The sequence below is a fragment of the Modicisalibacter sp. genome (genome assembly GCF_055145905.1).
This window is the reverse complement of the sequence record NZ_JBSREH010000001.1, coordinates 380,885-395,674: the sequence shown is the minus strand read 5'-3', so window position 1 is coordinate 395,674 and position 14,790 is coordinate 380,885. Positions and strand designations below refer to the sequence as shown.

At 64.7% G+C, this 14,790-nt stretch carries 10 protein-coding genes and 4 tRNA genes; all 14 read left to right on the top strand.

The window, feature by feature from the left end:
• Nucleotides 1-218 precede the first annotated feature (218 nt).
• The 14 genes from ACTCB7_RS01930 to rpoC all read left to right on the top strand — a co-directional run bounded on the left by ACTCB7_RS01930 (nucleotide 219) and on the right by rpoC (nucleotide 14,692).
• Entirely contained in the window at nucleotides 219-1,205 is a 987-nt protein-coding gene (locus ACTCB7_RS01930) for a biotin--[acetyl-CoA-carboxylase] ligase (RefSeq protein WP_463005338.1), read from the top strand.
• On the top strand, nucleotides 1,202-2,041 hold the full coding sequence (locus tag ACTCB7_RS01925) for a type III pantothenate kinase (protein WP_463005337.1): 840 nt from the start codon (nucleotides 1,202-1,204) through the stop codon (nucleotides 2,039-2,041). Before ACTCB7_RS01930 ends, ACTCB7_RS01925 begins: the two co-directional genes overlap by 4 nt.
• A 107-nt stretch (nucleotides 2,042-2,148) precedes the next feature.
• A tRNA-Tyr gene (locus ACTCB7_RS01920) sits at nucleotides 2,149-2,232 on the top strand.
• A 48-nt stretch (nucleotides 2,233-2,280) separates the two neighbouring features.
• Nucleotides 2,281-2,354: transfer RNA gene (locus tag ACTCB7_RS01915), tRNA-Gly, on the top strand.
• 14 nt (nucleotides 2,355-2,368) lie between these two features.
• Nucleotides 2,369-2,443: transfer RNA gene (locus tag ACTCB7_RS01910), tRNA-Thr, on the top strand.
• Between the two features lie 143 nt (nucleotides 2,444-2,586).
• Nucleotides 2,587-2,662 (top strand) — tRNA-Trp (locus ACTCB7_RS01905).
• 73 nt (nucleotides 2,663-2,735) lie between these two features.
• A complete protein-coding gene (secE, locus tag ACTCB7_RS01900; RefSeq protein WP_463005336.1) occupies nucleotides 2,736-3,104 on the top strand; it encodes a preprotein translocase subunit SecE in 369 nt (122 codons plus the stop codon).
• 8 nt (nucleotides 3,105-3,112) lie between these two features.
• Nucleotides 3,113-3,646, top strand: a complete 534-nt coding sequence (nusG, locus tag ACTCB7_RS01895; protein WP_163648085.1) for a transcription termination/antitermination protein NusG — start codon at nucleotides 3,113-3,115, stop codon at nucleotides 3,644-3,646.
• A 92-nt stretch (nucleotides 3,647-3,738) separates the two neighbouring features.
• Nucleotides 3,739-4,170: a 50S ribosomal protein L11 gene (gene rplK / locus ACTCB7_RS01890; protein ID WP_133484167.1), complete on the top strand. Its 432-nt coding sequence runs from the start codon at nucleotides 3,739-3,741 to the stop codon at nucleotides 4,168-4,170.
• A 2-nt stretch (nucleotides 4,171-4,172) separates the two neighbouring features.
• Complete coding sequence (gene rplA, locus ACTCB7_RS01885; protein WP_163648086.1) at nucleotides 4,173-4,865, top strand: 50S ribosomal protein L1; 693 nt, start codon at nucleotides 4,173-4,175, stop codon at nucleotides 4,863-4,865.
• 239 nt (nucleotides 4,866-5,104) lie between these two features.
• Nucleotides 5,105-5,605: a 50S ribosomal protein L10 gene (gene rplJ / locus ACTCB7_RS01880; RefSeq protein WP_463005335.1), complete on the top strand. Its 501-nt coding sequence runs from the start codon at nucleotides 5,105-5,107 to the stop codon at nucleotides 5,603-5,605.
• 90 nt (nucleotides 5,606-5,695) lie between these two features.
• Nucleotides 5,696-6,067 (top strand): 50S ribosomal protein L7/L12, encoded by a 372-nt coding sequence (rplL, locus tag ACTCB7_RS01875; RefSeq protein WP_163648088.1) that lies wholly within the window; start codon nucleotides 5,696-5,698, stop codon nucleotides 6,065-6,067.
• Nucleotides 6,068-6,314: 247 nt separating this feature from the next.
• Nucleotides 6,315-10,391 (top strand): DNA-directed RNA polymerase subunit beta, encoded by a 4,077-nt coding sequence (gene rpoB / locus ACTCB7_RS01870; protein ID WP_463005334.1) that lies wholly within the window; start codon nucleotides 6,315-6,317, stop codon nucleotides 10,389-10,391.
• Nucleotides 10,392-10,474: 83 nt separating this feature from the next.
• Nucleotides 10,475-14,692 carry a DNA-directed RNA polymerase subunit beta' gene (gene rpoC, locus ACTCB7_RS01865; protein WP_463005333.1) on the top strand — a complete coding sequence of 1,406 codons (4,218 nt, stop codon included), beginning with the start codon at nucleotides 10,475-10,477 and terminating at the stop codon, nucleotides 14,690-14,692.
• Nucleotides 14,693-14,790 lie beyond the last annotated feature (98 nt).

Here is a 14,790-nt window from a genome sequence, read left to right as displayed (position 1 = left end):
CCGATGGTAGTGTGGAGCTTCTCCATGCGAGAGTAGGTCATCGTCAGGCATCTATCCCGCAGAACCCCGGCCCACTGGCCGGGGTTTTTGCGTTTGGGGTCGGGAAAAGTGGCCGGCTTTCTTCCTGCTTTCTCTCCACGTATCCACTTTGGTCGCTAACATTCCCGCCGACCTGTGCCTTCCGCTAAAATGACGGTTTTTCCGGCGGGGCGAGGCCTATGACCATCGGCGATCTCATACGCTTGTTGAGCGACGGCGGCTATCATTCCGGCGAGCAGCTCGGCGAGCGTCTCGGCGTTTCGCGCACGGCCATCTGGAAGCAGCTCAAGAAGCTCGAGGCCATGGATATTCCTCTCGAGGCGGTCAAGGGGCGGGGCTATCGTGTAGCTCAGCCGCTCGAATTGCTCGACGGCCAGGCGATCATCGCCGAGCTGCCGCGCGAGTCGCGCCGGCGTCTGGCCCGGCTGTTCGTCGAGGAGACGTTGCCCTCCACCAATCTCTTTGTGCGCGAGCGCTTTGCCCAGGGCGCCGGGCACGCCGAGGTGTGCCTGGCGGAAGGGCAGAGCGCCGGTCGAGGGCGTCGTGGCCGCCAGTGGGCGAGCCCCTGGGGGCGCAATCTGCTGCTCTCGGTGGGCTGGCGATTCGAGGGTGGGGCCACTGTGCTCGAGGGGCTAAGCCTGGCAGTCGGTGTCGTGCTGGCCCGAGTGCTGGAGCGCCACGGCGTCGAGGCGCTGCTGAAATGGCCCAATGACGTCCTGATGCGGGACCCGGACTCTGGCGAACTGTGCAAGCTGGCCGGCATCCTGCTGGAACTCAGTGGCGATGCCCAGGGGCCTTGCGAGGTGGTCATCGGCATCGGTCTTAACGTGGCACTGCCGCGGGAGATTCGCGCACGTATCGACCAGCCGGTGGCGGCGGTCGCGGATCAGGCACCCGATGTGAGCCGCAACGCGCTCGCCGCCGAGCTGATCGCGGAACTGCTGGATCTGCTGGATGGCTTCGAAGCGACCGGCTTCGTCCCGTGGCGGGCGGAATGGAATCGTCGTCATGCCTATGCGGCCACTGCCATCGACATCATTCGCGGCGACGAGCGGCAGACGGCGATCGCCGAGGGAGTCGATGCCGCGGGCTGCCTGCTGGTTCGCCGCGAGGGTGTCGAGGAGCGCCTGTTCGGCGGCGAGATCAGTGTGCGTGGGCGATCATGATTCTTGACCTGGACATTGGCAACACGCTGTCCAAGTGGCGCCTGAAGGATATCGCCAGCAGCGAGATCCGTTCCCGGGGCGCGGTGTGGACACGCGAGGAGTGGCGTCCCCGCGCGGACATCCCAGACCTCGACGTGGTCAGTACCGTGCGCATCTCCAGCGTGGCCCGGCGCGCCGTGCTGGACGACACGGTAGCCCTGCTGAAGCGTCGGGTGGATGCCGTGCACGTGGCTCGCTCGACGCCGGAGGCGCTGGGGGTGGCTTGTGGCTATGAAGAGCCCGAGCGGCTGGGCGTCGACCGCTGGATGGGGGTTCTGGCCGGCTATCACCTGACCGGCGGCTGCTGCACGGTGGATTGCGGCAGTGCCATCACCGTCGACTTCGTGCTCCCGGGCGGCCGTCACCTGGGCGGCTACATCGTGCCCGGACTGCGTCTGATGAAGGAAAGCCTCAAGCTGGGAACCCGCAATGTGGCGATCGACCCGGACAGCGAGGCGGACGACCTGCTGCTGCCGGGCCGCAACACCGCCGCGGCGGTCAACCACGGCATTTTCCTGGCCGCGGTCAGTGCCGTGAATCGCATCTACAGCGAGGTGTGCGACCGTGAGGGCGTCGCCCTGCCGCTGCTGCTGACCGGTGGGGACGCTCGGGTCGTGTCGCGGGGGCTGCGCATTCCGCATGCCGTCTGGCCCGACATGGTTTATGCCGGGCTGGAAGCCTGCTTCCCGTTGACGGCCGCCGAGCGTGCCGGTCGCATGTCGGGGGCACCGCGGGTGCCGCAGCCGGCGTCGCTGGAAAAAATCCATGCAAGCCTTGCAATCTCCATGCTGCTTTGACACAATGCGCGGCGTTCGAGGCGATGCCGGGCCGGAAGGGCCGTCAAGTTACTGAAAAATAAGTGCTTGACACCATCGTCTCAAGCGGTAAAATTTGCCGCCACGTTGGAGGGGTTCCCGAGTGGCCAAAGGGAGCAGACTGTAAATCTGCCGCGAAAGCTTCGAAGGTTCGAATCCTTCCCCCTCCACCAGTTTGATGCCGGCGCGGCGACTGACGAGTCGGCAAGAAGAGTGGGTAGGCGGGCATAGTTCAATGGTAGAACCTCAGCCTTCCAAGCTGATGATGCGGGTTCGATCCCCGCTGCCCGCTCCAGAAAGTGTTGTAACGCTCATGTAGCTCAGGGGTAGAGCACACCCTTGGTAAGGGTGAGGTCGACGGTTCAAATCCGTCCATGAGCTCCAGTTTCGACAGGAAGGCGAGCCTTGGCTCGCCTTCCTGCTTTCGAAAGCCTCGAAACGACGGGGTTGTCAGGGCAAGTTGGTTACGCTATCATCCTGCCCGCTGTCGCGTCGCAACCTGCAACAGGTTGCCGCGCTATCCATGCAGGCCAGTAGCTCAATTGGCAGAGCAGCGGTCTCCAAAACCGCAGGTTGGGGGTTCGATTCCCTCCTGGCCTGCCAGTCTTCCCCAGGCTGGCGTTGTCCCATATACTTCCGTCTTTTCGATTGCCGCACCTTGAGGAGTTCCATTGTCATGAAACAAAACGCCGAGGTGCAAGAGTCGCGCCACGACGGTCTCAAGTGGGCGGTGGTCGTCGTTCTCGTTGCGCTGGCCGTGGTCGGCAATGCCTACTTTGCGGATCAGGCGCTCTTGTATCGCGTGCTGGGCGTGGTCGCCCTGGGTCTTGCCGCTGCCGGCGTGGCACTGACCACGGCGAAAGGGCGCAGCCTCGTCGAACTGGCTCGCAGCTCTCGCCGTGAAATCCAGCGCGTCGTCTGGCCGACGCGTCAGGAAACCGTCCAGACGACGGCCATCGTGCTGGTGGCCGTGCTGCTGGTCGGCCTGATGCTGTGGCTGATCGACACCCTGCTGGGCTGGGCCATGTCCAGCATCATCGGTTAGGAGATTCCATGTCCAAGCGTTGGTACGTCGTTCACGCCTACTCCGGCTTCGAGAAGCATGTCATGCGCTCGCTGATCGAGCGTGTGAAGCTTTATGGCATGGAGGATCAGTTCGGCGAGATCCTGGTGCCTACCGAAGAAGTCGTCGAGATGCGCGACGGCAAGCGGCGCAAGAGCGAGCGCAAGTTCTATCCCGGCTACGTGCTGGTCGAGATGGAGATGAATGACCAGACCTGGCACCTGGTCAACGAGACCCCGCGCGTCATGGGGTTCATCGGCGGCACGCCCGAGAAGCCGGCGCCGATCACCCAGAAGGAAGCCGACGCCATCCTGCGCCGTGTTCAGGACGGCACCGACAAGCCGCGGCCGAAGACGCTCTTCGAGCCGGGTGAAGTGGTGCGCGTCATCGACGGCCCGTTCGCCGATTTCAACGGGGTCGTCGAGGAAGTCAACTACGAGAAGAGCCGTCTGCAGGTCAGCGTGCTGATCTTCGGGCGTGCCACGCCGGTCGAGCTCGAGTTCTCTCAGGTCGAGAAGGACTGAGCGAGCCTCGCCGAGCCGATTTTCGTCGGGCCGCTGCGGCGGCCCGTTAAACCGGGGAGCCGCAAGGCGCTACTACCCAACTGGAGTGCAACATGGCTAAGAAAGTCCAGGCCTACATCAAGCTGCAGGTCGCAGCGGGCAAGGCCAACCCGAGTCCCCCCGTGGGCCCCGCGCTGGGTCAGCACGGTGTCAACATCATGGAATTCTGCAAGGCGTTCAACGCCGCGACCCAGGACATCGAGCCGGGTCTGCCGACGCCCGTGGTCATCACCGTCTACTCCGACCGCAGCTTCACCTTCATCACCAAGACGCCGCCCGCGGCCGTCCTGCTGAAGAAGGCAGCCGGTATCAAGTCCGGCTCCGGCGAGCCGAACAAGACCAAGGTCGGCACCGTGACCCGCGAGCAGCTCGAAGAGATCGCCAAGACCAAGGAGCCGGATCTGACGGCTGCCGATCTCGACGCCGCGGTGCGTACCATTGCCGGTAGCGCCCGCAGCATGGGCCTCAACGTGGAGGGTCTCTGATCATGGCTAAACTGTCCAAGCGCGCACAGATGATCCGCGAGAAGGTCGACGGTACCAAGGTCTACTCCATCGACGAGGCCGTGGCCCTGCTCGGCGAGCTCTCCAAGGTCAACTTCAAGGAGTCGCTCGACGTCGCCATCAATCTGGGCGTCGATCCGCGTAAATCCGACCAGGTCGTGCGTGGCGCCACCGTCATGCCCAACGGTACCGGCAAGGACGTGCGTGTTGCTGTCTTCACCCAGGGTGCCAACGCCGATGCGGCCAAGGAAGCCGGTGCCGACATCATCGGCATGGAAGAACTGGCCGAAGACGTCAAGAAGGGCAACCTGAACTTCGACGTGGTCATCGCCTCGCCCGACGCCATGCGCGTGGTCGGCCAGCTGGGTCAGATCCTCGGTCCGCGCGGCCTGATGCCGAACCCCAAGGTCGGCACCGTGACCCCGGACGTGGCCACTGCGGTGAAGAATGCCAAGGCCGGTCAGGTGCGCTTCCGTACCGACAAGAACGGCATCATCCATACCACGCTGGGCAAGGTCGACTTCCCGGCGGATGCCATTCGCGGCAACCTGGAGGCGCTGGTCAACGACCTCAAGCGTCTCAAGCCCAGCACGTCCAAGGGCGTCTACTTCAAGAAAATGACCCTGTCCACCACCATGGGCCCGGGTCTGACCGTCGACCACTCCGCGTTCGTCTGACGTGTCAAACCAAGCAGTCACTTTGCGGTCCCCGGCCCTTGCGGGCGGGGCGCCGTCAAAGACCGCAGGTGTCGCCCTCGGGTGACTTAATGGCCCCCGGTCGCCTGCGCAGATGGTGCGCCCCGCCAGTTCGCTGGTGAGCACCATCATTCCGCGATCCGCCGCCCGCGGCGGGTCGAGAAGGTAACCTCCGAGGTGGTCTTGCCCGGCAAGCCCCTCGGCACGAAGGAGTGAACACTGTGCCACTAGGTCTCGAAGACAAGAAAGCGATTGTTGCAGAGGTCAGTGAAGCAGCCAAGGACGCTCTCTCCGTTGTAGTGGCCGACTCTCGCGGCGTCGACGTTGGCGCGATGACCGACCTGCGCAAGCAGGCGCGCGAGAATGGCGTGCAGATCCGTGTTGTGCGCAACACGCTGGCACGTCGCGCCCTGTCAGGTACTCCCTGGGAGTGCCTGAACGAGACGTTCGTGGGTCCGACTCTGCTGGCCTTCTCCTACGAGCATCCGGGCGCCGCCGCCCGCCTGTTCAAGGAGTTCGGCAAGAACGAGAAGGACTTCGAAGTCAAGGCGCTGGCCTACGAAGGTGAGTTCATCCCGGCCGCCCAGCTGGACCGTCTGGCAACACTGCCGACGTACGACGAGGCGATCGCCAAGCTGATGTCCGTCATGAAGGAAGCTTCTGCCGGCAAGCTGGTGCGTACCCTCGCCGCGCTGCGTGATCAGAAGGAAGAGGCCGCCTGAGGCCCCTGCTGACCGCAGCCGACATCGTCTACCCAGTTACCGAGCGCCGATACCGGTTCGGGGCGCTCCGCAAAGTTTAGGAAAGCAATCATGGCACTGACCAAAGAAGACATCATCAACGCCGTCGCCGACATGACCGTGATGGAAGTCGCCGAGCTGATCGAGGCGATGGAAGAGAAGTTCGGCGTGACCGCCGCGGCCGCCGTCGTGGCCGGCCCGGGTGGCGGTGAAGCCGCTGCTGCCGAAGAGCAGACCGAGTTCGACCTGGTGCTGACCGGCGCCGGCGAGAAGAAGGTCAACGTCATCAAGGTGGTTCGCGAGATCACCGGCCTCGGCCTGAAGGAAGCCAAGGGTGCCGTCGACGGCGCTCCGGCGACCCTCAAGGAAGCCATGAGCAAGGATGACGCCGAAGAAGCCAAGAAGAAGCTGGAAGAAGCCGGCGCGTCCGTGGAGCTCAAGTAACCCTTGTGCCCCAAGGCTTCACGCGCTGCGTAAGCTTCCATGGCTGGTGGCGGGATGCCCGCTGCCGGCCTTTTTCTGTTGTCACTAGCGTCCTATCGTGTACCCATCACTGACGATTCGAACGCTAGGCGAATTCCGACGGCGAGCCTCCCGAGGGGGCTTGCCGTCAGCGCCTGACAGGGACGCCCCCGTCAGGTGGCGCCGACCACGCATCGGTCACCCATGGTGAACAAGCTGGGGAATACAGATGGCTTACTCATACACTGAGAAAAAACGCATCCGCAAGGATTTCGGCAAACTGCCCCAAGTGATGGATGTGCCCTACCTGCTGGCCATCCAGCTTGATTCCTACTACGACTTCCTCCAGCAGGACCGGGCGCCCCAGGAGCGCCTCGAGGTCGGCCTGCACGCCGCCTTCAAGTCCGTGTTCCCGATCGAGAGCTTCTCCGGCAACGCCGCCCTCGAGTACGTCAGCTATCGTTTCGGTACTCCGGCCTTCGACGTCAAGGAGTGCCAGCTGCGCGGCGTCACCTATTCGGCACCGCTGCGGGTCAAGGTTCGCCTTATCATCTACGACAAGGACTCGGCGAACAAGGCGATCAAGGATATCAAGGAGCAGGAAGTCTACATGGGGGAAATCCCCCTGATGACCGAGAACGGTACCTTCGTGGTCAACGGTACCGAGCGGGTCATCGTCTCCCAGCTTCACCGCTCGCCGGGCGTGTTCTTCGACCATGACAAGGGCAAGAGCCACTCCTCCGGCAAGCTTTTGTATTCCGCCCGGGTGATCCCGTATCGCGGCTCCTGGCTGGATTTCGAGTTCGATCCCAAGGACAGTGTCTTCGTGCGCATCGACCGCCGCCGCAAGCTGCCGGCGACCGTCCTGCTGCGTGCGCTGGGCATGAGCGCCGAGGAGATCCTCGATATCTTCTTCGACACCAGCACCTTCCACATCGAGAAGTCCGGCTTCTCGGTGGAGCTGGTGCCGTCGCGCCTGCGCGGCGAGACCGCGACCTTCGACATCAAGGATGCCGACGGTAGCGTGATCGTCGAGGAAGGGCGTCGTATCACTCAGAAGCACATCCGGCAGATGGAAAAGTCGGGCCTCGAGCGTCTCGAGGTGCCGATGGAGTACCTGTACGGCAAGGTGCTGGCCAAGGATCAGGTCGACCCCAACACCGGCGAGCTGGTCTGCGAGTGCAACACTGAGATCACCCCGGAGGTGCTGGAGAAGCTGGCCCAGGCCGGCATTACCCGGCTCGAGACCCTCTACACCAACGATCTCGACTGCGGCCCGTTCATCTCCGACACGCTGAAGCTCGACACCACGCGCTCCCAGCTGGAGGCGCTGGTCGAGATCTACCGCATGATGCGCCCCGGCGAGCCGCCCACCAAGGAAGCGGCCGAGACGCTGTTCCACAACCTGTTCTTCACCGAGGACCGCTACGACCTGTCCTCGGTCGGGCGCATGAAGTTCAATCGCCGGCTGCGTCGCGAGTCCGACACCGGCCCCGGCGTGCTTGACAACGGCGATATCGTTGCCGTGCTCAAGGAGCTGATCGCCATCCGTAACGGCTTCGGTGACGTCGACGACATCGACCACCTGGGCAACCGCCGCATCCGCTGCGTCGGCGAGATGGCCGAGAACCAGTTCCGTGTGGGCCTGGTGCGCGTCGAGCGTGCGGTCAAGGAACGCCTGTCCATGGCCGAGAGCGAAGGCCTGATGCCGCAGGACCTGATCAACGCCAAGCCGGTGGCGGCGGCGGTCAAGGAGTTCTTCGGTTCCAGCCAGCTATCGCAGTTCATGGACCAGAACAACCCGCTGTCCGAGGTCACCCACAAGCGGCGTGTCTCCGCGCTCGGGCCGGGCGGTCTGACCCGCGAGCGCGCCGGCTTCGAGGTGCGTGACGTTCACGCCACCCACTACGGTCGCCTGTGCCCGATCGAGACGCCGGAAGGCCCGAACATCGGCCTGATCAACTCGCTGGCCACCTACAGCCACGCCAACAGCTACGGCTTCCTCGAGACGCCGTACCGCAAGGTGGAGAACGGCCAGGTCACCGACGACGTGGTGCGCCTGTCGGCGATCGAGGAGGGTGACTTCGTCATCGCCCAGGCCTCGGCCACCGTGGACGAGGCCGGCCGGCTGGTCGACGACCTGGTGCAGGTCCGCCACAAGGGCGAGACCACCTTCATGGCGCCGGACAAGGTGACCCTGATGGACGTCTCCCCGCGCCAGGTGGTGTCGGTGGCCGCGGCGTTGATCCCGTTCCTCGAGCACGACGACGCCAACCGCGCCCTGATGGGGGCGAACATGCAGCGTCAGGCGGTGCCGACCCTGCGCGCCGACAAGCCGCTGGTGGGCACCGGCATGGAGCGCTTCGTCGCCCGTGACTCCGGCGTCTGCGCCGTGGCGCGGCGCGGCGGGGTGATCGACTCGGTCGATGCCAAGCGCATCGTGGTGCGTATCAACGAGGACGAGATCATCGGCGGCGAAGCCGGCGTCGACATCTACAACCTCACCAAGTACGTGCGTTCCAACCAGAACACCTGCATGAACCAGCGGCCGATCGTGCGCCCGGGTGACGTGGTCGCGCGCGGTGATATCCTCGCCGACGGCCCGTCCGTGGACATGGGCGACCTGGCGCTGGGCCAGAACATGCGTATCGCCTTCATGCCCTGGAACGGCTACAACTTCGAGGACTCGATCCTGGTCTCGGAGCGCGTGGTGCAGGAAGACCGCTTCACCACCATCCACATCCAGGAGCTGACCTGCGTCTCGCGCGACACCAAGCTGGGCGCCGAGGAGATCTCCTCGGACATTCCCAACGTCGGCGAGTCGGCGCTGTCCAAGCTCGACGAGGCGGGCATCGTCTACATCGGCGCCGAGGTCGGTGCCGGTGACATCCTGGTCGGCAAGGTCACGCCCAAGGGCGAGACCCAGCTGACGCCGGAAGAGAAGCTGCTGCGCGCGATCTTCGGCGAGAAGGCCTCCGACGTGAAGGACACTTCCCTGCGTGCCCCGACCGGCATGAAGGGCACGGTCATCGACGTCCAGGTGTTCACCCGTGACGGTGTCGAGAAGGACGCCCGCGCGCTGTCCATCGAGCAGATGCAGCTCGACGAGGTGCGCAAGGATCTGCAGGAGACCTACCGCATCGCCGAGGACGCCACTTTCGAGCGTCTCAAGCGTCAGCTCACCGGCCAGCCGGTCAACGGCGGGCCCAAGCTGAACAAGAACGACGTGCTCAGCGAGGAGTACCTCGACGAACTGCCGCGTCAGCAGTGGTTCAAGCTGCGTCTGCAGGACGAGTCGCTCAACGAGCTGCTGGCCCAGGCCGACGAGCAGCTCGAGAACCGTCGCAAGGAGATGGACGAGCGTTTCGAGGACAAGAAGCGCAAGCTCACCCAGGGCGACGACCTGGCACCGGGCGTGCTCAAGATCGTCAAGGTCTACCTGGCGGTGAAGCGTCGCATCCAGCCGGGCGACAAGATGGCCGGTCGTCACGGTAACAAGGGTGTCATCTCGGCGATCATGCCCATCGAGGACATGCCGTTCGATGATCAGGGCGAACCGGTCGACGTGGTGCTCAACCCGCTGGGCGTACCGTCGCGCATGAACGTCGGGCAGATCCTCGAGACCCACCTGGGCATGGCCGCCCGCGGTCTGGGCGTGAAGATCGATGCCATGCTGCGCGATGCTCGCGAGCAGCAGCTTGCCGAGCTGCGCGAGTTCCTCGGCAAAGTCTACAACACGCCGGGCACCCGCCAGGAAGACATCGACTCGTTGAGTGACGAGGATGTGATCGCGCTGGCGAAGAACCTGCGCGGCGGCGTGCCGATGTCGTCGCCGGTGTTCGACGGCGCCCAGGAACAGGAGATCAAGGGCCTGCTGCGGCTGGCCGATCTGCCGGATTCCGGCCAGATGGATCTCTACGATGGCCGTACCGGCGAGAAGTTCGACCGTCCGGTGACGGTGGGCTACATGTACATGCTCAAGCTCAACCACCTGGTGGATGACAAGATGCATGCGCGCTCCACCGGCTCCTACTCCCTGGTCACCCAGCAGCCGCTGGGCGGCAAGGCGCAGTTCGGCGGTCAGCGCTTCGGCGAGATGGAGGTGTGGGCACTCGAGGCCTACGGGGCTGCCTACACCCTCCAGGAGATGCTCACGGTCAAGTCCGACGATGTGGAAGGGCGTACCAAGATGTACAAGAACATCGTCGACGGCGACCACAGCATGCAGGCCGGCATGCCGGAATCCTTCAACGTGCTGGTGAAGGAGATCCGCTCGCTGGGCATCGATATCGAGCTGGAAGGCTGAAACGCCCGACGCTTGCCAATGACGGTCCGCGGGGCCCCGAGAACCGGGCCCCGCTCATGACAACTCCGCAACGGAGCGACCCCATGAAAGATTTGGTGAAAGTCCTCAAATCGCAGTCACAGTCCGACGAGTTCGATGCGATCAAGATCTCGCTGGCCTCGCCGGACATGATCCGCTCCTGGTCGTATGGCGAAGTGAAGAAGCCGGAGACCATCAACTACCGGACGTTCAAGCCCGAGCGTGACGGCCTGTTCTGTGCCAAGATCTTCGGCCCGGTGAAGGATTACGAGTGCTTGTGCGGCAAGTACAAGCGCATGAAGCATCGCGGCATCATCTGCGAGAAGTGCGGCGTCGAGGTGACCAAGGCGGTGGTGCGCCGCGAGCGCATGGGCCACATCGAGCTGGCCAGCCCGGTCGCGCACATCTGGTTCCTCAAGTCGCTGCCGTCGCGTATCGGCATGTTCCTCGACATGACCCTGCGCGACATCGAGCGTGTGCTCTATTTCGAGAGCTTCGTGGTCATCGATCCGGGCATGACCACCTTGGAGCGCGGCCAGCTGCTCAACGACGAGCAGTACTTCGAGGCCCTCGAGGAGTTCGGTGACGACTTCGACGCCCGCATGGGTGCCGAGGCGGTGCAGGCGCTGCTCAAGGACATCGATCTCGAGGAGGAGATCGAACGTCTGCGCGAGGAGATTCCGCAGACCAACTCCGAGACCAAGATCAAGAAGCTGTCCAAGCGGCTCAAGCTGCTCGAGGCCTTCTACAAGTCCGGCAACGCCCCGGCGTGGATGGTCATGGAAGTGCTGCCGGTGCTGCCGCCGGACCTGCGTCCGCTGGTGCCGCTCGACGGCGGCCGCTTCGCGACCTCGGATCTCAACGATCTCTACCGTCGCGTGATCAACCGCAACAACCGCCTCAAGCGGCTGCTCGACCTCAATGCGCCGGACATCATCGTGCGCAACGAGAAGCGCATGCTGCAGGAGTCGGTCGATGCGCTGCTCGACAACGGTCGTCGCGGCCGGGCCATCACCGGGTCCAACAAGCGTCCGCTGAAGTCGCTGGCCGACATGATCAAGGGCAAGCAGGGGCGTTTCCGCCAGAACCTGCTGGGCAAGCGCGTCGACTATTCCGGCCGCTCGGTGATCACCGTGGGCCCGACCCTGCGCCTGCACCAGTGCGGTCTGCCCAAGAAGATGGCGCTCGAACTGTTCAAGCCGTTCATCTATTCCAAGCTGCAGGCCACCGGCCAGGCGTCGACCATCAAGGCCGCCAAGAAGATGGTCGAGCGCGAGCTGCCCGAGGTGTGGGACATCCTCGCCGATGTCATCCGCGAACACCCGGTGCTGCTCAACCGTGCGCCGACCCTGCACCGTCTGGGCATCCAGGCCTTCGAGCCGCTGCTCATCGAGGGCAAGGCGATTCAGCTGCACCCGCTGGTGTGTGCCGCCTACAACGCCGACTTCGACGGTGACCAGATGGCCGTGCACGTGCCGCTGACGCTGGAAGCCCAGCTCGAGGCGCGCGCACTGATGATGGCCACCAACAACGTGCTGTCGCCGGCCAACGGCGAGCCGATCATCGTGCCGTCCCAGGACGTGGTGCTGGGTCTGTACTACATGACCCGCGAGCGCATCGGTGCCCAGGGCGAGGGCATGGTGTTCGCCAACCTCGATGAGGTGGAGCGTGCCTTCGGTACCCAGAGCGTGTCGCTGCACGCCCGGGTCAAGGTGCGCATGACCGAGTACGAGCGCGACGAGGAAAGTGGTGCACTGACGCCTAAGACGGCGCTGTACGACACGACCGTGGGCCGGGCGATGCTGTTCCGCATCCTGCCCAAGGGCGCACCCTTCGCGCTGGTCGACCAGCCGATGAAGAAGAAGGCGATCTCGCGGCTGATCAACGAGGTCTACCGCAGTGCCGGTCTCAAGGAAGCGGTGATCTTCGCCGACCAGCTGATGTACACCGGCTTCCGCCTGGCGACCTGGTCCGGGGCGTCGATCGGTGTCAACGACTTCGTCATCCCCGACGAGAAGCGCGAGATCGTCGAGGCCGCCGAGGACGAGGTCAAGGAGATCGAGGATCAGTTCTCCTCGGGTCTCGTGACCGCCGGCGAGAAGTACAACAAGGTCATCGATATCTGGTCCAAGGCCAACGACAAGGTGGCCAAGGCGATGATGACGGGCATCTCCAAGGAGACCGTCACCGACCGCGACGGCAACCGGGTCGAGCAGGACTCGTTCAACAGCGTGTTCATCATGGCCGACTCGGGCGCGCGGGGTAGCGCCGCGCAGATCCGCCAGCTCGCCGGCATGCGTGGCCTGATGGCCAAGCCGGACGGTTCGATCATCGAGACGCCGATCGTCGCCAACTTCCGCGAGGGTCTGAACGTACTCCAGTACTTCATCTCGACCCACGGCGCGCGCAAGGGGCTGGCGGACACGGCGCTCAAGACCGCCAACTCCGGTTATCTGACCCGTCGTCTGGTCGACGTCGCCCAGGACCTGGTGGTCACCGAGACCGACTGCGGCACCGAGGAGGGGCTGACCCTGCACCCGGTGATCGAGGGCGGCGACATCATCGTCTCCCTGGCGCAGCGCGTGCTGGGCCGCGTGGTCGCCCAGGACGTCATCGATCCGGCGACCGAGGAGGTGCTGATCCCGCGCGGCACGCTGCTCGACGAGGCCTGGTGCGAACAGCTCGACACCATGGGCGTCGACGAGATCGTGGTGCGCAGTGCGATCAGCTGCGAGACCTCGCACGGCGTCTGCTCGGCCTGTTACGGCCGCGACCTGGCGCGCGGTCACCAGGTCAACATCGGCGAGGCCGTGGGCGTCATCGCCGCGCAGTCGATCGGCGAGCCGGGCACCCAGCTGACCATGCGGACCTTCCACATCGGCGGTGCCGCCTCGCGGGCCTCCGCGCAGGACAGCGTCCAGGTCAAGCACGGCGGCAAGGTGCGCCTGCACAACATCAAGCACGTCGAGCGTGCCGACGGCAAGCTGGTGGTGGTATCCCGCTCCAGCGCCCTGGCGGTGGCCGACGAGCATGGCCGTGAGCGCGAGTACTACAAGCTGCCCTACGGCGCCGAGCTGTCCGTCAAGGACGGCGACCATGTCGAAGGCGGCCAGGCCGTGGCCAAGTGGGACCCGCACACCCACCCGGTCATCGCCGAGGTCCAGGGCAAGGCGCAGTACATCGACATGGACGAGGGCATCACCATCCACCGCAGCGTGGACGAGATGACCGGCCTGTCCTCCATCGAGGTGATCGAGTCGGCCTCGCGGCCGGCGGCGGGACGCGACAAGCGGCCGATGATCATGCTCACCGACGAAGCCGGCGAGCACATCACCCTGCCGGGCTCCAACACCCCCGTGCAGTATCTGCTGCCCGGCAATGCGGTAGTGTCCGCCGAGAACGGTGCGCAGATCGGCGTGGGTGAGGTCATCGCCCGTATTCCGGTCGAGGCGTCCGGCAACAAGGACATCACCGGGGGTCTGCCGCGCGTCGCCGATCTGTTCGAGGCGCGCAAGCCCAAGGAACCGTCGATCCTCGCCGAGATCAGCGGCGTGATCAGCTTCGGCAAGGAAACCAAGGGCAAGCGTCGTCTGACGATCACCCCGGAATCCGGCGATCCGTTCGAGATGCTGATCCCGAAATGGCGTCAGATCAGCGTCTTCGAGGGCGAGACCGTCGAGAAGGGCGAGGTGATTTCCGACGGCCCGAGCAACCCGCACGACATCCTGCGGCTGCTCGGCGTGGCGGAACTGGCCAAGTACATCACCGCCGAGATCCAGGAGGTTTACCGCCTCCAGGGCGTGGGCATCAACGACAAGCACATCGAGGTGATCGTGCGTCAGATGCTGCGCAAGGTGGAGATCACCGACGCCGGCGACGCCGACTTCATCCCCGGCGATCAGGTCGAGCTGGTGCGCGTGCTCGAGGAGAACGCGCGGCTGGCCACGGAGGACAAGTTCCCGGCCAAGTACGGACGCGTCCTGCTGGGTATCACCAAGGCCTCGCTGGCCACCGAGTCGTTCATCTCCGCGGCCTCCTTCCAGGAGACCACGCGGGTGCTGACCGAGGCGGCGGTCACCGGCAAGCGCGATTACCTGCGCGGCCTGAAGGAAAACGTCGTGGTGGGCCGCCTGATTCCGGCGGGTACCGGGCTGACGCACCACGCCGAGCGTCGGCGCAAGCGCGAGGACGCCGAGCGCACCCTGCATCCCTCGGCCTTCGAGGTCGAGCAGGAGCTGGGCGCCCAGCTCACCGCGCTGGATGCCGATGACGACGAGTTGTGAGCTGCAGCCGGCGCCCCGCGGGGTGCCGGCCTTGACGCCGCTCATCATGAGACTTTAGAATGCGCAGCCTTTAACAGTGGGGTGGGTGCGCCCGTGCC

Coding starts and splice junctions, on each gene's coding strand:
- ACTCB7_RS01930 (WP_463005338.1), top strand. CDS start 219: ATGACCATCGGCGATCTCATACGCTTGTTGAGCGACGGCGGCTATCAT.
- ACTCB7_RS01925 (WP_463005337.1), top strand. CDS start 1,202: ATGATTCTTGACCTGGACATTGGCAACACGCTGTCCAAGTGGCGCCTG.
- secE (WP_463005336.1), top strand. CDS start 2,736: ATGAAACAAAACGCCGAGGTGCAAGAGTCGCGCCACGACGGTCTCAAG.
- nusG (WP_163648085.1), top strand. CDS start 3,113: ATGTCCAAGCGTTGGTACGTCGTTCACGCCTACTCCGGCTTCGAGAAG.
- rplK (WP_133484167.1), top strand. CDS start 3,739: ATGGCTAAGAAAGTCCAGGCCTACATCAAGCTGCAGGTCGCAGCGGGC.
- rplA (WP_163648086.1), top strand. CDS start 4,173: ATGGCTAAACTGTCCAAGCGCGCACAGATGATCCGCGAGAAGGTCGAC.
- rplL (WP_163648088.1), top strand. CDS start 5,696: ATGGCACTGACCAAAGAAGACATCATCAACGCCGTCGCCGACATGACC.
- rpoB (WP_463005334.1), top strand. CDS start 6,315: ATGGCTTACTCATACACTGAGAAAAAACGCATCCGCAAGGATTTCGGC.
- rpoC (WP_463005333.1), top strand. CDS start 10,475: ATGAAAGATTTGGTGAAAGTCCTCAAATCGCAGTCACAGTCCGACGAG.